Raw genomic sequence first — 19745 nt, forward strand, 5'->3', positions numbered from 1 at the left:
CATTTAGTTAAGAGTACTGCGTGGTTTTTGGAATTAGTTTCCAAAAATCTAGAAATTTTTATGGTGGGAGATACATTTAGGTCATGAAGATCAAATGTTCAGATTATGTTGCTGCCTTTCTGGCAGAACGAGGAATTCATCGTGTATTTATGGTGGTAGGCGGTGGTGCGATGCACCTTGATGACAGCTTTGGTAGAGAGAAATCTTTGAAACTTACCTTCAATCATCATGAGCAGGCATGTGCAATAGCAGCGGAAAGCTATGCAAGGCTTAGCAAAGAGATGGCATGTGTATGCGTTACAACAGGTCCTGGTGGTATAAATGCGCTGACAGGTGTGGCAGGTGCTTATTTGGATTCTATTCCAATGATGGTAATAAGTGGTCAAGTTAGATTGGATAACACTGTTGTAAGCACAGGGCTACCTCTAAGAAGCCTTGGTGATCAGGAGTTTGATATAGTATCTGCAGTTAAGAAAATGACTAAATATGCAGTAATGATTAAAGATGCTTCGCTGATTCGTTATGAACTTGAGAAAGCCTATTATATAGCGGAAACTGGAAGAAAAGGTCCTGTATGGATTGATATTCCTGTTAATATTCAGGGAACATATATTGATACTGATAAACTTGAATCTTTTTTTGATAATTCTTCTAATTTTTTGCAGGAAGTTACCTATAGAAACGAGAAAGATATTCCGTCAGACTGTAAATGTCCATTGGTGTCAGAGAACGATATAGATAAGGTAATTGAGAGAATAGCTGGTGCTAAAAGACCTGTTTTGTATGCCGGTAACGGAATAAGACTTTCCGGAGCGCATGATATTTTTATTAAAGTGATAGATAAACTAGGTGTTCCAATTGTTACAGGATGGGACAGTATAGATGAAATATGGAATGAACATCCATTGTATGTTGGCAGAGGCGGTATGATGGGTGATAGAGCAGGTAATTTTGCTGTTGAGAATTCTGATTTGTGTATTGCAATAGGGAACAGGCTTTCAATAAGGCAGGTTGGGTATAACTGGAAGAATTGGGCGAAGAATTCGTTTGTAATAGATGTTGATGTAGACAGATATGAATTGTATAAACCTACGATTCATGTTGAAATGCCAATTTGGGCAGATGCAAAAGATTTTTTGCAAAAGCTTGATGATAGGCTTGATATTTATCTAAAGGATAAAGGAAAAGTTTTCTTGTACGATTCACAAACAGTTGTTACTGATTGTGCAGAGGGGGTTAAGAAGCGCCCTGATAATTGGAGGGATTTGTGTAGCTTTTGGAAAAAAGAGTATCCAGTTGTTACAGATAAGCATTACGCAGAAATAGAAAAAGTAAATGTATATGCTTTTTTCAACGAGTTGGGAAAGGCTTTACCACAGAATCAGACTATTGTGGTTTCCAATGGATCAGCCTGTGTTGTAGGAAGTCAGTCTTTTTACATAAAAAAAGGACAAAGGTTTATTATCAATTCTGCTATGGCTTCAATGGGATATGGACTCCCTGCCGCAATAGGGGCTTTTTTGGCCGACCATAAGGAAGGTAAAAATAAAAGTACGGTTCTTATAACAGGCGATGGTAGTATTCAAATGAATTTGCAGGAACTACAGACGATTGTTACTAATGATCTGGATATCAAGATATTTGTTATCAATAACGATGGATATCATTCGATAAGGCAGACACAGACTAACCTGTTCGAGAAGAATTTTGTTGGAATAGGAAAAGAAAGTGGTGGACTATCTTTTCCTGAATTGAAGAAACTTGCAGCAGCTTATGGATATCCATATTTTTGTTGTGATAATAACAAAAATCTTCAGGATATAATAAGTAAGACTATTGAAACGCAAGGTTATGCTATATGTGAGATAATGTGTTCGACAGATCAGTTCTTTGAACCAAAGTCTGCTACAAAGAAACTTGATGATGGCACACTTGTCTCTCCTATGCTTGATGATTTGAAACCGTTTTTGTCAAGCAAAGAACATTTGGCAAATATGGTTATAACTGATTGATATTAATGTTTGAAGCTATTATAAATTTGGCAGTAAAAAGACTAAGATTAGAGAAGGGTTTATGAAAAAAATAAGTATACTTATACCTTGTTTCAACGAAGTAGAAAATGTTGAAGCAATAAGTAGCGCTGTGGAAAAGGAGATAACGACTTCTTTGCCGGAGTACGATTATGAAATTGCATTTATAGACAATGCATCTACAGATGGAACTAGAGATAAGATTGAAGCAATATGTGCTTCGAATCCCAAAATAAAAGCTATTTTTAATGTTACTAATTTCGGACAGTTTAATTCTCCATTTTATGGAATGTGTGCACTTGATGGTGATTGCGTTATTCCAATATGTGCCGATTTTCAGGATCCAGTGGAGATGATAACAGTTTTTGTCCATGAATGGGAAAAAGGGCACAGAATAGTAAGCGGTGTAAAGACATCCAGCAGAGAGAATGGCTTTATTTATCTTCTTAGAACGGCGTATTACAAGCTTATAAAGAATATGTCAAGTACTCAGATGATTGAGCACTTTACTGGGTTTGGACTTTATGATAAGACTTTTATCCAGCTTTTAAGAAATTTGAATGATCCTGTTCCTTTTATAAGAGGTATTGTGGCAGAATATGGATCTGGATTTAATCTTAAGCTTATTCCATACGAACAACCAAAAAGAAGAGCAGGAAAAACTCATAATAATTTTTATACTTTATATGATGCAGCGATGCTGAGTATAACTTCTTATACGAAGGTCGGACTAAGACTTGCAACAATTGTAGGTTTTATTTGTTCATTATTATCCTTTGGAGTTGCGGTTGTCTACCTTTTTATGAAGCTTACCAATTGGTATGGATTTGATGCTGGGCAGGCTCCGCTTATAGTAGGTTTGTTCTTCTTTATGTCTATAGAGCTTTTTTTCATAGGACTAATGGGAGAATATATTCTCAATATAAACACAAGAACAATTCATAGGCCATTGGTAGTAGAGGAGAAACGAATCAATTTCTGACAATAGTTTAAGAGTGAGGTTTTTATGAAAACATTTGATATGTCTTTTTATAAAGGAAAAAAAGTACTGATAACAGGACATACAGGTTTTAAAGGTTCATGGATGTGTCTTATGCTTTTAATGCAGAATGCAAAAATAATAGGATACTCAAATGATGTTCCAACAAGTCCTTCTCTTTTTGATATTGCTAAGATTTCAGATGATATAGTTGATGTTAGAGGTGATATCAGAGATTTAGACAAGCTTATGGATGTTTTTAACAGATATGAGCCTGAAATTGTGATTCATATGGCAGCACAGCCAATTGTTAGGACTTCTTATGAAGAACCGGTTATGACATTTGAGACGAATGTTATGGGAACGGTAAATGTTCTTGAGTGTGTAAGAAAGACAAAAAGCGTAAAATCTTTCGTAAATGTAACAACTGATAAGGTTTATAAAAACAACGAGTGGGAGTGGGGATATCGTGAGAATGATGAACTATTTGGATTTGATCCTTATTCAAATTCTAAATCTTGTAGCGAACTGGCAACTAAATCCTATAGAGATTCTTTTTTTGAACAAGATGGAAAGTATAGTGTTGCAATATCGACACTAAGAGCTGGAAATGTTATCGGCGGAGGAGATTTTGCCAAAGACAGGATAATCCCTGATTGCGTTCGTTCTGCAATTTCCGGCAAGGATATAGTAATCAGAAACCCTAATTCTATTCGTCCTTATCAGTTTGTGTTGGAACCAGTTTATGCTTATCTTATGATTGCGGCTATGCAGTATGAAGAAAAGTCGTTTTCTGGTTCATACAATATAGGTCCTGATGATGAAGACACAGTCAATACAAGAAAACTTGTTGAAACTTTTTGCAGGCAGTGGAATTTAGAAAACAATAGTAATATAGGCTATGTATGCGAGAATAATAATGGCCCTCACGAAGCTTCATTTTTAAAACTGGATACTACGCACATTAAGAACACTTTTTCGTGGAAACCGCGTATCCATCTTGAAGATACTATGAAGAATATCATATGTTTTACTAAGGTTTGGCAGCAAAACGGTGATGTCAGAGATTGTATGAATAGACAGATTGAGGATTTTTTGAATTTATGAGTATTTTGAAAAAAAAAATTTCAAATCAGAGAAAAAAACGATAATAAAAAAAGCATCAAGAGATTTTTTGTTTTCTATTGCAGCGTTGCTTGTCTATAATGGTATTTTGCAGCTTATAGTAAATCCTAAACTGGAGAGTTATATAGGAGTTAAAGAATTCGGAACAGCGCAGTTTTTTATAGCAATAACATCTATTATGGGAACAAGTTTTGGTTCCGGGGCAAGCTATTCCAGAATGGTTGCAAGCAGGATAAGAACTCAGAAAAATGGAGATTATAATGTTTTTCTGAGTTTAATATTTTGTGTTTCAATTGCTTTGTCATCAGTTGTTATCATGATGGGGAAGAGTCTTAGTAAAACAGAAAATGTTGTAGTAGAGACTTTGTTATTGTCAGTGCTTATTGGAATAACAGTCATGCGTTATTATAGCGATGTTGAGTATCGTATGACTATTTCGTTCCAAAAATATTTTATTTTTTATTTATGTATTGCACTGGGCAATCTTGTAGGAATTGCAGTTTTTCCATACACAGGCAGTTGGTATTTTACTATTTTTTTAGGGGAAATCCTAGCAGTTATGTTTACTGTTTTGTCTGGAAGCATATATAAAAAACCTTTCTTTGAAAAATCTGATTCTTCGTGTGAAAATGTAAAGTCCTGTTTTGTACTTTCATTTGCGAATCTTTTAGCTTCACCTGTTATGTATGCAGACAGAATACTTACAGGAACTTTTGTTGGAGATGAAGCTGTCACCTGTTTTTATACCGCATCGTTAATCGGGAAGATTGTCGCAATGGTAACAACACCTTTAAATGGTATTATTATTAGTTATTTGACAAGGTATAAGGTTTCGTTCAGTAAAAAAGTGTTCAGACTTATTACAATAACAGCATTTATAATAGCTATTATTGGCAGTATTTGTACAAGTATAGTTTCGGAACTGTTTGTTCATACGCTTTATCCAGATGTTTATGGGATGGCAAAGCCATATTTTTTGCTTGCAAATGCAGGGCAGGTATTTTATTTTATTTCAGGTTCATTAATGGTTATCGTGCTTAACTTTACAAAGGAAAAGTGTCAGTTTTTAATAAATCTTATATATTTTGTCTTGTTTATGATAATTGTTGTTCCTGCAACTTTTTGGTTCGGATTATATGGAATTGCATATGGACTTTTGACTGTTAATATTGCACGTTTTCTGTTAGTATTTATTTTTGGACAAAAATCGTTGACAGCTATGGAAAAAGTATCTTGAAAGAATGACTTCTGCTGAGATTTAGGATAATCATCAGCAAGAATCCTGATTTGCAGGACAACATTTGTCTTAACGACAAATGTTGGTCTGGTACAGTTTTGGATTTTACTGATGAAAACAATAACCTATTTTTTGTTATTTGAACAAATTATATAAAACAAAAATCTATGACTTATTATTTTCTATAAAAAGAGGTAAAGATGGGAAATATTGTAACTTTAATTCGTATACTATTCTGGCTTATAGCAGTTCCGCTTGGAATAGGTATACTTCCGGGAAGTTTACTTCCAAAGAGTAAAAGAAGTGTTTTTATAACATATATATGTGGATTTTTGACAACAATAGCAGTCTTTGAAATTATTGCAATTCCTTGTATGTTGCTTATTATGTATGATGCATTCGAATACTGCAGGCTTATTAATGCTTCAGTACAGATGATTTTATTTGCGCTTGGAGTAAGCTATGCGATTTTAGTGGTTCATAAGGAAACCAAAAAGAATATTTTGGCTTTTGAAATAAAAGGTTTTAATTACAGAGCAATTAAACATAGGCTTGAAGCAGTTTTTCCGGGAGAATCGCATCCTGCTGCAGAAGATTACTTAAGTCCTCTAGACTGTGTTTTTGACAAAAAACAGCGCTACTCCAAGGAATCCAAGATCTTATGGGGGGTATTTTTTGCTATACTTCTTTTGCAAGTAGGCATGGGGGTGTTTTTTGCTTCATTCGATGGTGATGATGCGTATTACGTAGTTGAATCTGTTTTGGCATATCAGGCAGACGTTATGAATACAATTCTTCCCTATACAGGAAGTTCGACAGCGCTGGAAATCAGACATGCGTTTGCAGTTATTACTATGTGGATTGCGTACATCTCATCTATGTGCAAGGTACATGCTACAATCGTGTCACATACGATTTTACCTGCATTTTTGATACCGTTTACATATATGATTTATATGGAAATAGGAAGACTCCTTTTTAGAAGAAAAAATGATATGCTGCCTATGTTTATGATAATAATGGCTGTATTTATGATGTTTGGAAATACTTCGATTAATACTAGCGAGACTTTTTTTCTTACTAGAACATGGCAGGGAAAGGCAATGCTTGGTAATATCACAATCCCAATTATTATCTGGATTTTTTTGTGGATTGCACAGGATTACAGGTATGAGCGAATTACAGGCAGCATTGCACCATGGATGATTCTTACTTTGAATAATATGGTTTCGGGAACTTTTAGCTCAATGGGAGTTATGTTTGGATCGATTCTTATTATGATTTTAGCTATGTTAATAGCACTTTCCTACAGAAAGTTTTCCATAATATTTAAGTCGATTGTTACCATTGTGCCTAATGTTATATATATTGGAATGTATTTGGCTATGAAATAGTGGAGGAGCATGAAAACATATTTTTTATCTAACATAGATACGTTTTTTGCATATTGTGGAAAAGGAATACTACCTTTTCTTGCAATAGCTGCAGCTGTTTATATTTTAATAAAAGAAAAAAGTATATATAAAAAGCTTATACTAGGTTTGTTTCCAGTTGTTTATATTGTTATTTTTTTCTTTCCATTAACAAGGATGATTTTCGAAAAAGTCGGAATGGAAGATGGAACTTATTATAGAATGTTATGGCTTTTTCCGATGGGGTGTGTAATAGCATACGCAGCCTGTATTATTTTTTATGGTAAAAGAAGAATCGGAATTGCAGCTGCGGTACTTGCTATTATAGTATGCAGCAAAGCATCGCTTGTATACAGGAGTAAGTATATTACTCTGGCTGAGAATAAATTTCATATTCCGAATGCTGTAATACATATCTGCAATTTAATAGAGCCTAATGAAGGCGAGCCTAGGATAAGAGCAGCTTTTCCACCAGAACTTGTATACTTTGTGAGACAGTACAATACCAATATTATGATGCCATACGGAAGAGATTATGTTGAAGCACAGTGGGATTATTGGAATCCAGTATGCGAGCAGATGAACGTTACATCAGATGATGGCTATAAGATTAGAGATCTTGTAAAAACTACGAGAGAAAGTAAATGCATGTATGTTATCTTGAATATGAGCATTCCAACAGATATAGACCCTCAGGAAGAAGGATTAGCATTAATAGCTCAGATGGATGGATATTCAATTTATAAGGATCTTAAAGCTGAACAGTAACAAGCATTTAGCATAGTAACGTTGACTTGTGTGATAAAATAAAAGGTAGTGTGTTTGTTACTGCGTTGTTATGAAGACAAGAAAATGGTAACGCGTATTACATTTGTACTACTTAAGTTGGGAGATAGATTTTGGAAAATAATACGGGAAATAGGGATAATAGAAATAGAATAATTGATGGCGAAAGAAGTGGCAGGCAAAATATGTCAAGGAAAGCACCTTCAGAAAGTAATGGGGAAAGAAAAATATCCAGAGAAAACAGTTCAAGATATAATCAGAAAAGAGAGAACATTTCAAGAAATTCTGAGAATGGAAGAGTAAAAAAGACTTTATCAAGATCTTCTTTTGAATCGGCTGGAAGGATGCCAAATAGACGAAAGAAAAAGATATCTCTTCAAACAATTCTTCTTTTGGTTATATTGGCTTTTATACTTTTATTTGTTGTAATTTTTTGGAAGTTTCAGTTCGGGGGGATAAAACTTGAATATGATCCAAATTATACTCCTGAAATAAGTTTAGATGCTGAAGACATTGTGCTTTTACCACATGATGAGAACGGAGAACTCATATCCCAGGAAGGTGCAACAGATATTCTTTGCATAGGCAATGATGTTTTTTCTGATGATAGAGATAACGATACTTCACTTGCCAAAATGATAGAGAATAACACTAATGTCAAGGTATATAATGCTTCTTTTCCAGAAACCACAGTAGCTCTTAGCATTCCTGGAGCAGATGGAAATGTTGATCCAGCAGATTTCTTTTCCTTTTCCAAGGTGGCGAAGGCGATTTCAACAGGCGATTACTCTGAGATGGAAAGCCTTGCGTCAAATATGGGAGATGCATATGTAAAGGGGCTGGATACGCTTAAAAGTGTAGATATGTCAAAGGTTGGTACAATCTGTATTATGTATGATGGAAGCGATTATTTGAAGAATCGTATGTTATATGCACCTGACGATGTATCTGCAGGTGGTGCGGCAGTTGTTCAAGGCGAACATACTTTTAATACATATACATATCTTGGCGCACTTATTGATGGTATGCAAAATATCCATAAAGCATATCCTAAAGTTCGCATTGTAATGAATACATTTACATATTGCAGAGCTTCAAGTAGTGAAGGCAGCGATGAAAACGGAGATTTGTATTCAATTGGTAATGGAACACTTGTTGACTATTTCGGAAGACTTGTTCAGGCGTGTGAGTCAGAGAATGTTACTATGATAGATAACTATGACGGATTTATCACAACAGACAATTATAAGGAATATTTGACAGATAGTAAGCATTTGGCACCTAAAGCCAGACAGTATGTGGCATATCATTTCGCATATATAGTTTTTAATAAGGATAAAGATAAAGGAAATGAAGAAAAGAATTAATCTAGTAGATCTGGCTTTATTGCAACTGGCGGTTGTGATTTACAGTGTTAATACCGTTGTTGGTAAATATGTTGGAATTTCATTAAAAGAAAATGGAGTTTTTGATATTCAAACTCTTGGGCTTATGTTTATTGAAGTGGCAATTCTTGGAGTATATGCAATTTTTTGGCAGCAGATGATAAAAAAATTCGAGTTATCAATTGCTTATGCCAACAAAGCGTTAACTTTGTTATGGTCACTTTTATGGAGTACATTTTTGTTTCATGAGGCAGTAACTATAAAAAAAATACTTGGAGTATTGCTTGTTATTGCTGGAACAATTATTTTAAATGGTACAGGTAAGACTAAAGAGCAGGAGGAGGAACTTAAATGAATATTTATCTGATTCTTGCGCTGATTGGTCAGCTTATTGCATCTTTTTCACAAATTCTTTTGAAGAAAAGTTCCGCGAAAAAGTATGATAGTATTATTAAAGAGTATTTAAATGTTTTGGTAATAGCAGGTTATCTTATGCTGGGTATTTCAATGGTTGTAGCAGTTGTTTGCTACAGCGGACTTGATTATATGCAGGTCGTTGTTATAGAACCTATAGGTTATGTAATAGTAATGCTATTATCACGTTTGTTTTTTGATGAAAAAATAACGCTGCGAAAAATAATAGGTATGGCTGTGTTGCTTGCCGGAATTTTTGTTTTTTATAGTGTATAACAGTCAATGATTTTTTGTGGCAAACTTTTAAATAATAGTTCCAAATTGTTGCTGTTTATGAGTGATTGCAGGTAAATAGTAACCAAAAAACGTGGAGGAAAAAATGAAAAAACATCATAGTATATTTGGAACAAAGAGTGTTCCGAGGTATAAGAAAAAGGAATTTCACGAAAAACATACAAAGAGGAAAGATGCAAGTGTTTCTAAGAGTGTTGCTTCCAAAAAAACAGTAAATTATAAGAAAGAAAAAGCTTTTGATATTGAGTCTGAAACATTGGAGCCAGAGCATCTTAATGGAATTCTAGATGCTGTGGAGTCAGCAGGTGCAAGGCAGGTTGAAGTTCAAAAAGATAAATATATCGAGCAGGCATCAATGACTTTAGGAGTTGCCAATGATGAAGAAATTGATGAAATGTTAGAAACATCTGGTTTAGATGACTTTGAAGGCAACTTTGATAAGACATATGATGATCTTCATTTTCCCGATGAAAACGTAAAAGAAACGTATCAGGAAGATTATGAAGATACAGAAAATTATGAAGATAACGATGAAATCTATGATCTGGATAATTCAGATGAATTTGACGAACAAAAAGAAGATTCATATGAAGAGGATTTGTATGATGAATATGAATCAGAATCGGCTCAAGATGATATATATGAGGATGATTCATATGAAGAGGAATCGGCTCAAGATGACAGATATGAAGATTTGATTGATGATGACAAGTATTATGAAGATGAGTCTTATGAATCAAATGATTATGAAGAAATTCATGAAAATGTAAACAGCCCCAAAGATTCTTTTAGCGATAACGAAAACTACGATTTTGAAGACGATTTTGATAATACATTTTCTTTTGTTGAAAAAGATGATTATGATGATCTTTTAAGACCAAGCGAATTAAATAATAAGGTATCGAGCAAAGTTAAGAGAGGCCAGGAAAAGTCTTTTAGCTCAAAAAGTGTAGTAAATAACGACAAGAAAAGTGATACTAGAGAGAAAGCTGTACCTGTTTCTGGAAACAGAAAATCTTCGGGCAGTTATAAAAATAGGCGAAAGGCTGCAAGTTCTTCTAGAAAGATGAAGAAGTCATTTCTTGCAAATAAGACATCACTTGAGAGAGTATCTCTTGTGATTGGACTTTTAATTGTAATAATGATAGTTACTATGGGATCTGTCTTTATTCAGAGCAGAGCTAAAGCGAATGAGATTGCTTCTTTCGGAAATATTGGCTCGCAGGTTGAAGGCCTTACTATGATTGGCGAAGATGGTCTTGTAGCAGTATCAGATGCTCAGGCGGCTAAGAAGATGGTTGTAGATAACACGGCGCAGGAAGCGTCAAGTGCAGCAACCGAAAGTACTACTGCGGAAGAAGAAAAAGGTGTAAATGTTAAGATGACTCTTTCCAGTATCAAGCAGGACCTTAAGATTAAGTTTATTAATGCAAAAACATCAAGACTTGTTTCCAAGGTTCCGTTTGAAGTTGAGGTAAGTTACCCTGATGGTAAAGTAAGCAATTGGAAAGATGAGAATACAGATGGTATAATCTACCATTATGATATTCCTTCAGGAAACTATAAAGTAACATTAAAGCCGCTAGATGCAGATAAGTATGCTGACTATACAATCGATACCAAGCCTCAGACTATTAATGTCAAGGAAACTATTGCATATCAGGAAGTTGATGTTCATGATGAAGTTAAAACAGAGGCAGAAGTTAACGTTGCCAAAGAAGATACACAGGTACAGAAGACTGTAGTAGAGTCTGTTAACAAAGATACAGTTGAGTGGGTTGAATCTACAAAGACAGAAATTGGTTCAAATGGAACAGTATCTTATGAAGAAGTTAATAAGAGCAATATTAAAGATCCTAATTCTTCAATGATAATAAATTCAAAGATTAAGAAGATGTCTGCTGTTGATAATGCACTTCCTACTGAAACAACTGATAATAATTCTCAGCAGACAGATACTCCGGCACCTTCCACTGAAAACAATGGTACAGAAAATGGTGAAGGAAATAATTCTGGAAAAGAGAATACAAATTCTTCAAGCGGAGGAAATAATTCAGGAACAGGAGAAACAAATAATTCCTCAGCAGGAGGAACAACATCCAGTTCAACAGGTGGTACAAGCAACGCTTCAACAGGAGGAACAACATCTAGTTCAACTGGCGGTACAACAAAGCATGAAGTTAAAGAGTATGAATATAAGGTAAGCGAAAGTGGTGTCACAATTGAAGCAGGAAAGACACATAAGATATCTGCTTCTACAACAGATCCAAAGAATAATGTGTCATTTTCATCCTCTGATAATTCTATCGCAACAGTAGCTGCAGATGGTACAATAACAGCGATTAAGGCTGGAACAGCTACAATTACAGCTACTTTTAATGGAGGAATTACAAGAACTTGTACAGTAAAAGTAACTGCATCAAGTTCGTCTGCGTCAACAGCTAGTACTCAGGGAAAAGATAGCCTGAAATTATCAGCTTCCAGTATAAAAGTTGGTGAAACAATTACTGCAACTGCAACAACCGACTTAAAGGATAAGACGGTTGTATGGGCGACTTCTGATCCGTCGGTTGTTGAAATTAAACCAAACGGATTAACAGCTGCAATAAGAGGCCTTAAACAGGGAGCTGCCAAAATTACTGTTAGGTTTGCTGATAAAACAGAAAAAACATTACAAATAACAGTTACAAACAGTAATGTTAAGCTTGAAATTACTTCACAGAAATCAGTCCTTCTTGCTGGAAAAACACTTCAGCTTAAAGTTAAAGTTACTGGAGCAAAGACAGCAAATGTTAAGTGGGCAAGTTCAGATGCTTCAATTGCTCAGGTTAATGAAAAAGGTCTTGTTACAGCACTTAAAGCAGGTACTGTTGATATAGTTGCAAGTCTTGTTGAAGATGCAAATGTAAATGCTAAGTGTACTATCACTGTAAAGGACGGTACCGCTCCTCTTACAACAAAAGATGGAAGAACGGTTTATGTATCTGATGGAAATGGCGGTTTTAGACCTGCAACTACAGCAGATTACGATACAGCTAAAAAGTTCTTTGTACAGACAGAAGGAAAAAACTACAAATACACTGGATGGCAGACTATAGATGGTTATACCTATTATTTTGATAAAAACGGCAATCCTGTAACAGGTGAACAGGTAATTCAGGGAGCCAAGTATACATTTGGAAGTGACGGAAGACTTTCTAATGGTTCTGGTGTGTTAGGTATTGACGTTTCGAAATGGAATGGTAACATAGATTGGTCACAAGTAAAGAATTCTGGTGTATCTTATGTTATAATCAGATGCGGATATCGAGGTTCTTCGTCAGGCGCACTGATTCAGGATCCGAAATTTAGAGCCAACATAAATGGTGCAACAAGTGCAGGATTGAAGGTTGGTGTGTATTTCTTTACACAGGCTACAAGTGATGTTGAAGCTGTAGAAGAAGCTTCAATGGTATTGGAACTTGTAAAAGGTCACTCGCTTCCATGTGGAGTATACTTGGATGTTGAAGGTTCAGGCGGAAGAGCAGATTCTATTAGTACTGCTACTAGGACTGCAGTCTGCAAGGCTTTTTGCGCAACTATTGCTAACAGAGGATACAGAACAGGTATTTATGCCAATAAGACATGGCTTAGCAGCAGAATTAGTACATCAAGTCTTACAGGATATAAAATTTGGCTTGCACAGTACAGAGCTACTCCAACATATACAGCAACAAGATATGATATGTGGCAGTACACTTCTAGTGGTAATGTTAGAGGAATATCTGGCAGAGTTGATATGAATATTTCATATATGAATTTTTAATAAATTGAATAATGAACCGAAAGGGGTTATATTAGTAATGAAAGGTATTATACTTGCCGGTGGATCCGGCACAAGACTTTATCCACTCACAAAGGCTGTTTCAAAGCAGATTATGCCTGTTTATGATAAGCCGATGATTTATTATCCATTGTCAACACTTATGTTGGCAGGAATAAGAGAAGTTCTTATTATCTCAACTCCTAGAGATATTTCAGCATTTAAAGAATTATTTGGAGATGGAAGTCAGCTTGGACTTTCAATGAGTTATGCAGTTCAGGAACAGCCAAGAGGACTTGCTGATGCGTTCATTATTGGAGCAGATTTCATCGGACAGGATTCTGTAGCATTGGTTCTTGGAGATAATATTTTCTATGGACAGAGCTTCACTCATCTGCTTGGAAAGGTTTATGAGAGACATAATAAACCAAAGAGTGGTGCCACTATTTTTGGTTATTATGTAAGAGATCCAAGAGAATATGGTGTTGTTGAATTTGATAGTGAGGGAAGAGCTATTTCTATTGAAGAAAAGCCTGAGAAACCAAAGTCAAATTTTGCTGTACCAGGACTTTATTTCTATGATAATGATGTTGTAGAAATCGCTCGTAACGTTAAGCCAAGTGCACGTGGAGAGATTGAAATTACAAGTATTAATAATGAGTATTTGAGCAATGGAGCGCTCTATGTTGAGACTATGGGACGTGGTTTTGCATGGCTTGATACAGGAAATCATGATGCACTTTTAGATGCAGCAGATTTTGTGGCAGCATTCCAGAAGCGTCAGGGCTTGTATATTTCCTGCATTGAGGAAATTGCTTACAAGAGAGGATTTATTGACAAGGAGCAGCTTTTAAAGCTCGCGGAACCGTTAATGAAAACCAATTATGGTAAATATCTTGTTGAGGTAGCAAATGGACTCTAAAGTCATACGACTGGCAGTTGCAGTTTTTGTGAGCCTTATGGCTCTCATCTTGGTAATTGTATATGCAGTTAATGCCGATAAGATAAATGCTTTTTTGGGCATAAAAAGTTCTGATGAAGCAAGTTTGGATTCAGCCTTCGTTTCATCTATTGATATAGGTGAGCCTATCGGTAATAATATGCATGGTTTTATGGCAAAGAAGAATTTTTTTGATGAACCTGATGCTCTCGCCAGCATTCATGTTGAAGACGTAACAGGTCTTTATATGGATGTTAAGGCTGGCGCAGGTCAGATAAGGATAAGCATAAAGAATGCAAGGGGAGGCCTTGAAACGGGTACGCCCTTTGCAGTTATGCTTCAAAAAAGGGATGAAGAAGAATCTCATCCTGCAATCTATTCAGATGATGACCAGAATGGACAAATCCTTATTTCTGATTTGGAAAAAGGAAATTACGTATTAACATTACAGCCACGTGATGGGTATCATATCCCGCTTTCACCTGTAAATGTTAACATTACTGAGTCAAGTGTGTCACTTTCAGCTGCAAGTAGCAGTGTAAGTGCTACTACAGCTTTAGAAAGTAATGATGAAAGTGTGTCCTCTACAAGCGCATCAAAAGAATCATCTGATGACAGTTCGATAAAGGGAGCTTCAGGTCGTTCGTCAAGACTTGAAATGACAGACGTGTCATCGGGAGCTATTACAAGTGATTCTGGTGCTACGACTAAAAAATGAATTAGAAAGATACAAAGCAAATTTGCTTTGTTTGAGGAAAGTGTTTTGGTTAATAAAGGAAATAGAAGACAGGATTCTGCTGAAATAAAGCGACTTCCAGGAATAGGCATACTTCCAAAATGGGCAGGAATCCTTGTTTTTGTTGTACTTGCAGCAATTTTAGCATCTCTAATTATTTTTCATTATAATCCAGGAGCAGATGCTCACACAGAAATGCTAAAAAAAGTGTGTGCATGTGTTCTTATTTCATTATCCTGTATTATCTACATAGTTAAATATGACCGAATCATGGTTGTTCCAATGGAACTTTGGGATAATCGTAGACTTATTTGGAGAATGTCACTTAATGATTTCCGAAAGCGTTATGCTGGTTCTTATCTTGGTTCAGTTTGGGCATTTACACAGCCGCTTGTCACTATATTAATGTATTGGTTTGTGTTTGATAAGATTATGCAGGCAAAAGCAAGTGTTTTTGGACGTGGTCTTCCTGTTCCCTATGTAATCTTTCTTATGGCTGGTCTTGTTCCGTGGTTTTATTTTATGGAAGGACTTTCAAATGGTACAACATCCCTTTTGGAATATAGTTATCTGGTAAAAAAAGTCGTATTTAAAATAAGCATTCTTCCACTTATTAAGCTTATTGCAGCAACATTTACACATTTATTTTTCTGCATTATATTAGTTGCGGCAGCATGGATTGGCGGTTTTGCACCAAGTGCTTATACTTTGCAAATATTTTATTATATGTTTTGCGAATTTATGCTTCTTTTGGCGATGAGTTATGTAACAGCAGCAGTTCAGGTATTTTTTAGAGATTTAATGCAGATAATTAATATTGGTCTTCAGCTTGGACAGTGGGCTACACCTATATTGTGGAATATTGGCGGTTTTGATTATAGAATCCAGTGGATTATAAAGTTGAATCCTGTAACATATCTAGTTGAAGGATATAGAAGTTCAATTTATGAACAAAGATGGTTTTTTGAACACTTCTATTCCACAACATATTTTTGGATTGTAACAATCGGAATATTCTGCCTGGGTTCATTGATATTCAAGAAATCCAAGGTTCACTTTGCAGATATGTTGTAATGCCTAATCATGAACGAGATGGAAAAGGAAAATATGATAGAAAAAAAAGATGTGGCAATAGACGTAAGTCATGTAACCAAACAATATAAATTATACGAGCACAATATTGACAGACTTAAAGAGGCACTTGGTTTAAGTAAACAGAAAAAATATCATGAAAAACTTGCTTTAAATGATATTGATTTAAAAATATATCGAGGTGAGACTGTTGGTATTATAGGAACAAATGGTTCTGGAAAATCAACACTTCTTAAAATCGTAACCGGTGTTTTGACACCAACAAAGGGAACTGTAAAAGTTGATGGTCATATATCAGCTTTGTTGGAACTGGGAGCCGGATTTAATATGGAATATAACGGAATAGACAATATCTACCTAAATGGTATGATGATTGGATTTTCCGAAGAAGAAATAGAAAAAAGAATTGATGCAATTCTTGATTTTGCTGATATAGGCGAATATGTTTACCAACCGGTTAAAACATATTCAAGTGGTATGTTCGTAAGACTCGCATTTGCACTTGCAATAAATATCGATCCAGAGATACTTATTATTGATGAAGCTTTGTCAGTTGGTGATGTTTTCTTTCAGGCAAAATGTTATCACAAGTTTGAAGAATTCAAGAAGCAGGGTAAGACAATTCTTTTTGTTTCACATGATCTTTCGAGTATTAGTAAGTATTGTGATAGAGCAGTTCTTATAAATCAAGGTGTTAAAATAGGCGAAGGATCTCCAAAAGAAATGATAGATATCTACAAGCAGGTCTTGGTTGGTCAGTATCAGCCAAAAGAAAATCCTGTGCCCGTAAAAAATCTTTTGGAAGATGAGGATATAAGAAAACTTGCCAAAGAAGATTCAGATGCCTCAGATGCACTTGTAGGATCAAAGGCAAGTGAGCAAAAGTTACCAAAGAAAAAAGATTTAAATACCAGAAATCCAAATGCTTTTGAATATGGTAATGATACAGCTGAAATTGTCGATTATTATATGACCGATGAAGCTGGAAGAAAAATATCAACTTTACAAAAAGGGACTACATTTTCTATACATATGGATGTAGAATTTAAAAAGGATGCAGCGGCACCTATTTTTGCATTTACAATAAAGAATATACTGGGTATAGAGATAACTGGAACAAATACAATGTTTGAGAAGGCATTTCTTGATTCAGTGAAAGCGGGTGATAGAAAGCATATCACATTCGTTCAGAAAATGGACCTGCAGGGCGGAGAGTATCTGGTTTCATTTGGTGTGACAGGGTATGAGCAGGAAGTATTTACGGTTTATCACCGCCTCTATGATGCACTTAACATTACGGTTATATCTGATAAGAATACCGTAGGCTACTATGATATGAATTCAAAGGTAACAGTGGAATAATGAGTATTAATTTGTCTGGCGAAGCCAAAATCGGAAATGTAAAGCTTAATTTAGATCACTACAGTGGAAAGGATCTTTACTGTGATGGTGCAGTTGAAGATCAGCTTTTGGATATTGTGAAGAATCATACCAAAGAGGAGTTTCCACAGATTATTGAAGAGTATGCTAGTTGGCCGGTACTCTATCATCTTTCTGAGATGAGAAGTAATATCGTTGAATGGATTCCAATGAATCACATGGAGAAAGTTCTTGAAGTCGGAGCAGGATGCGGAGCTATTACAGGTAAGCTTGCAGAAAAAGCGGCTTCAGTAACATGCGTAGAGTTATCACAAAAAAGAAGTGAAATAAATGCTTATCGAAACAAAGACTGTGATAACATCACTATTCATATTGGTAATTTTACCGATATTGAGCCAGATCTTCCAAATGATTTTGATTATATATTCCTTATTGGAGTATTTGAATATGGTCAGAGTTATATTGGAGGTGATACTCCATACGAAGATTTTATTAAGATGCTTCAAAAGCACCTTAGTATCAATGGAAGAATAGTAATTGCGATAGAGAATAGAACAGGTCTTAAATATTTTGCAGGATGTAGAGAAGATCATCTTGGAACTTATTTTTCAGGAATTGAAGGGTATACAAAAGAGAGCGTAGCCAGAACCTTTACTCGTAACGCTCTTATCAGCCTTATGAAAAAATGTGGAATAAAAAATTACCATTTTTATTATCCATATCCTGATTATAAACTTCCTACAATGATTCATTCTGATATATATTTACCAGGACTTGGAGAATTGTCTGATTGTGTAAGAAACTTTGACAATCCGAGAATGCGTCTTTTTGATGAGAAGTATGCATATGATTCCTTGATAAAGGATGGAATGTATCCGGATTTTGCAAACTCTTTTGAAATAATAATTGGAAATGGATTTCCTACGGTGTTTAGTAAATTCAGTAATGACAGAGGTGATGAATTTAAGATTCGTACAGACATAACTCTTGATATTATGAGACATACTCTCATTACTAAAACGCCTATGACAGAAAAGGCAAAGGTGCATATAAAGAATATAAGAAATGCCTATGTTGCGCTCAAAGAGCGTTATGAAGGTGGTGAATTGGAAATAAACGAGTGTAATGTCAATCCTACAACAGGTGCAGCAGCATTTCCGTTTGTAGAGGGAGAACCACTTTCAGCGCTTATGGACAGATGTATTATGGCAGATGACATGGAAGGATTCAAAGCTCTTTTTGAAGAATATATGAGAAGAACTTCTTACCATGAAGATGTAGAAGTTGCTGACTATGATCTTATTTTTAGTAATATTCTGGTAGATAAAGATAAGTGGACTGTAATAGATTATGAATGGACTTATGGAAGGCAGATTCCTGCAAAAGAAATTGCTTTCAGAGCGCTTTACTGCTATCTTGAAGAAGATCCTAGAAGACGCAAAATAAATGTAGAACAATTCTATGAAATGCTTGGAATTGACGAGAAAGAACAAGAGCGTCTTTTAGAGGTTGAGGCAGAATTCCAGAAATATGTTACTAATAATCGTAAGTCTCTTGTTGAGATGTGGAATAAGATTGGAAGAAAAGTAACTGTCCCCGAGGAAATGAAGCCAGATAGACTGACACATGATCACGAGATTCTTGATGACAGAATACAAGTATATTTTGATTATGGACAGGGACTTTCAGAAGAACAGTCACAGTATGTTCCTGAAAAGTATGATGCAGATGGAAGAGTTACTATTAATCTTGAACTTGAAGATGGTGTAAGAGATATCAGAATAGATCCTGCTATCACTACTTGTATGATGACAATTGAGAGTGTATTGTGGAATGATGTTGAAGTGTTTATCGATCAGGATAAGCTCAAGATATATCCAAATGGAGTTTGGCTCTCTAATCATTCGCTTATTTTTGGAACAGATGATCCAGGTGTGACTTTTAAGTTTAGGGAAAGTAAGCTTAAGAGACGTGCCATAAATAGATTTTCTATTACCTTTACGAAGGTAAAACTTGACAGAAAAGTTGCAGGAGATATCATTTCCTACCAGCAAAGACCAACTGAGGAAATTCCGCAGGAACAGTCTCATGGAATTGGCAAAATAAAGGATATCCTAAAAACAATTTAAGGAT

15 protein-coding genes are annotated in these 19745 nt (G+C 35.3%); all 15 read left to right on the forward strand.

Features of this window, described 5'->3' with window-relative positions; genetic code table 11:
• Positions 1 to 83: 83 nt before the first annotated feature.
• The 15 genes from G634_RS0103400 to G634_RS20695 all read left to right on the forward strand — a co-directional run bounded on the left by G634_RS0103400 (position 84) and on the right by G634_RS20695 (position 19741).
• Positions 84 to 2012, forward strand: a complete 1929-nt coding sequence (locus G634_RS0103400) for a thiamine pyrophosphate-binding protein (RefSeq protein ID WP_026504110.1) — start codon at positions 84 to 86, stop codon at positions 2010 to 2012.
• A 61-nt stretch (positions 2013 to 2073) separates the two neighbouring features.
• Positions 2074 to 3012, forward strand: a complete 939-nt coding sequence (locus G634_RS0103405) for a glycosyltransferase family 2 protein (protein ID WP_026504111.1) — start codon at positions 2074 to 2076, stop codon at positions 3010 to 3012.
• A gap of 24 nt (positions 3013 to 3036) precedes the next feature.
• A complete protein-coding gene (gene rfbG, locus G634_RS0103410; RefSeq protein WP_026504112.1) occupies positions 3037 to 4116 on the forward strand; it encodes a CDP-glucose 4,6-dehydratase in 1080 nt (359 codons plus the stop codon).
• Positions 4117 to 4183: 67 nt separating this feature from the next.
• Positions 4184 to 5371 (forward strand): lipopolysaccharide biosynthesis protein, encoded by a 1188-nt coding sequence (locus G634_RS0103415; protein WP_026504113.1) that lies wholly within the window; start codon positions 4184 to 4186, stop codon positions 5369 to 5371.
• A gap of 200 nt (positions 5372 to 5571) precedes the next feature.
• The gene (locus G634_RS0103420) at positions 5572 to 6765 is read left to right on the forward strand and encodes a DUF6077 domain-containing protein (RefSeq protein ID WP_026504114.1); all 1194 of its coding nucleotides are present in this window, start codon (positions 5572 to 5574) and stop codon (positions 6763 to 6765) included.
• Positions 6766 to 6774: 9 nt separating this feature from the next.
• Entirely contained in the window at positions 6775 to 7551 is a 777-nt protein-coding gene (locus tag G634_RS0103425) for a hypothetical protein (protein WP_026504115.1), read from the forward strand.
• A gap of 131 nt (positions 7552 to 7682) precedes the next feature.
• Positions 7683 to 8936: a hypothetical protein gene (locus tag G634_RS17830; RefSeq protein ID WP_035798727.1), complete on the forward strand. Its 1254-nt coding sequence runs from the start codon at positions 7683 to 7685 to the stop codon at positions 8934 to 8936.
• The gene (locus tag G634_RS0103435; protein ID WP_026504116.1) at positions 8920 to 9309 is read left to right on the forward strand and encodes a hypothetical protein; all 390 of its coding nucleotides are present in this window, start codon (positions 8920 to 8922) and stop codon (positions 9307 to 9309) included. Before G634_RS17830 ends, G634_RS0103435 begins: the two co-directional genes overlap by 17 nt.
• Complete coding sequence (locus G634_RS0103440) at positions 9306 to 9644, forward strand: multidrug ABC transporter (protein ID WP_026504117.1); 339 nt, start codon at positions 9306 to 9308, stop codon at positions 9642 to 9644. The genes G634_RS0103435 and G634_RS0103440 overlap by 4 nt, the downstream gene beginning before the upstream one ends.
• A 103-nt stretch (positions 9645 to 9747) precedes the next feature.
• Positions 9748 to 13467 carry a GH25 family lysozyme gene (locus tag G634_RS20125; RefSeq protein ID WP_051233656.1) on the forward strand — a complete coding sequence of 1240 codons (3720 nt, stop codon included), beginning with the start codon at positions 9748 to 9750 and terminating at the stop codon, positions 13465 to 13467.
• A gap of 37 nt (positions 13468 to 13504) precedes the next feature.
• Positions 13505 to 14386: a glucose-1-phosphate thymidylyltransferase RfbA gene (gene rfbA / locus G634_RS0103455; protein ID WP_026504118.1), complete on the forward strand. Its 882-nt coding sequence runs from the start codon at positions 13505 to 13507 to the stop codon at positions 14384 to 14386.
• Positions 14376 to 15122 carry a prealbumin-like fold domain-containing protein gene (locus G634_RS0103460; protein WP_026504119.1) on the forward strand — a complete coding sequence of 249 codons (747 nt, stop codon included), beginning with the start codon at positions 14376 to 14378 and terminating at the stop codon, positions 15120 to 15122. The genes rfbA and G634_RS0103460 overlap by 11 nt, the downstream gene beginning before the upstream one ends.
• A 45-nt stretch (positions 15123 to 15167) precedes the next feature.
• Positions 15168 to 16214, forward strand: coding sequence for an ABC transporter permease (locus tag G634_RS0103465; RefSeq protein WP_242826756.1), 1047 nt, complete (start codon positions 15168 to 15170; stop codon positions 16212 to 16214).
• A gap of 33 nt (positions 16215 to 16247) precedes the next feature.
• Positions 16248 to 17594 (forward strand): ABC transporter ATP-binding protein, encoded by a 1347-nt coding sequence (locus G634_RS0103470; RefSeq protein WP_026504121.1) that lies wholly within the window; start codon positions 16248 to 16250, stop codon positions 17592 to 17594.
• Complete coding sequence (locus G634_RS20695; protein ID WP_081676447.1) at positions 17594 to 19741, forward strand: class I SAM-dependent methyltransferase; 2148 nt, start codon at positions 17594 to 17596, stop codon at positions 19739 to 19741. The genes G634_RS0103470 and G634_RS20695 overlap by 1 nt, the downstream gene beginning before the upstream one ends.
• Positions 19742 to 19745 lie beyond the last annotated feature (4 nt).

It is taken from the genome of Butyrivibrio sp. NC3005 (assembly GCF_000424545.1).
In the GTDB taxonomy this organism is placed as follows: domain Bacteria; phylum Bacillota; class Clostridia; order Lachnospirales; family Lachnospiraceae; genus Butyrivibrio.

What these genes read in the sequence shown, in the direction of transcription:
- G634_RS0103400 (WP_026504110.1), top strand. Translation starts at nt 84, where the DNA reads ATGAAGATCAAATGTTCAGATTATGTTGCTGCCTTTCTGGCAGAACGA.
- G634_RS0103470 (WP_026504121.1), top strand. Translation starts at nt 16,248, where the DNA reads ATGATAGAAAAAAAAGATGTGGCAATAGACGTAAGTCATGTAACCAAA.
- G634_RS0103440 (WP_026504117.1), top strand. Translation starts at nt 9,306, where the DNA reads ATGAATATTTATCTGATTCTTGCGCTGATTGGTCAGCTTATTGCATCT.
- rfbA (WP_026504118.1), top strand. Translation starts at nt 13,505, where the DNA reads ATGAAAGGTATTATACTTGCCGGTGGATCCGGCACAAGACTTTATCCA.
- G634_RS0103460 (WP_026504119.1), top strand. Translation starts at nt 14,376, where the DNA reads ATGGACTCTAAAGTCATACGACTGGCAGTTGCAGTTTTTGTGAGCCTT.
- G634_RS0103425 (WP_026504115.1), top strand. Translation starts at nt 6,775, where the DNA reads ATGAAAACATATTTTTTATCTAACATAGATACGTTTTTTGCATATTGT.
- G634_RS0103405 (WP_026504111.1), top strand. Translation starts at nt 2,074, where the DNA reads ATGAAAAAAATAAGTATACTTATACCTTGTTTCAACGAAGTAGAAAAT.
- G634_RS0103420 (WP_026504114.1), top strand. Translation starts at nt 5,572, where the DNA reads ATGGGAAATATTGTAACTTTAATTCGTATACTATTCTGGCTTATAGCA.
- G634_RS20125 (WP_051233656.1), top strand. Translation starts at nt 9,748, where the DNA reads ATGAAAAAACATCATAGTATATTTGGAACAAAGAGTGTTCCGAGGTAT.
- G634_RS20695 (WP_081676447.1), top strand. Translation starts at nt 17,594, where the DNA reads ATGAGTATTAATTTGTCTGGCGAAGCCAAAATCGGAAATGTAAAGCTT.
- G634_RS0103435 (WP_026504116.1), top strand. Translation starts at nt 8,920, where the DNA reads ATGAAGAAAAGAATTAATCTAGTAGATCTGGCTTTATTGCAACTGGCG.
- rfbG (WP_026504112.1), top strand. Translation starts at nt 3,037, where the DNA reads ATGAAAACATTTGATATGTCTTTTTATAAAGGAAAAAAAGTACTGATA.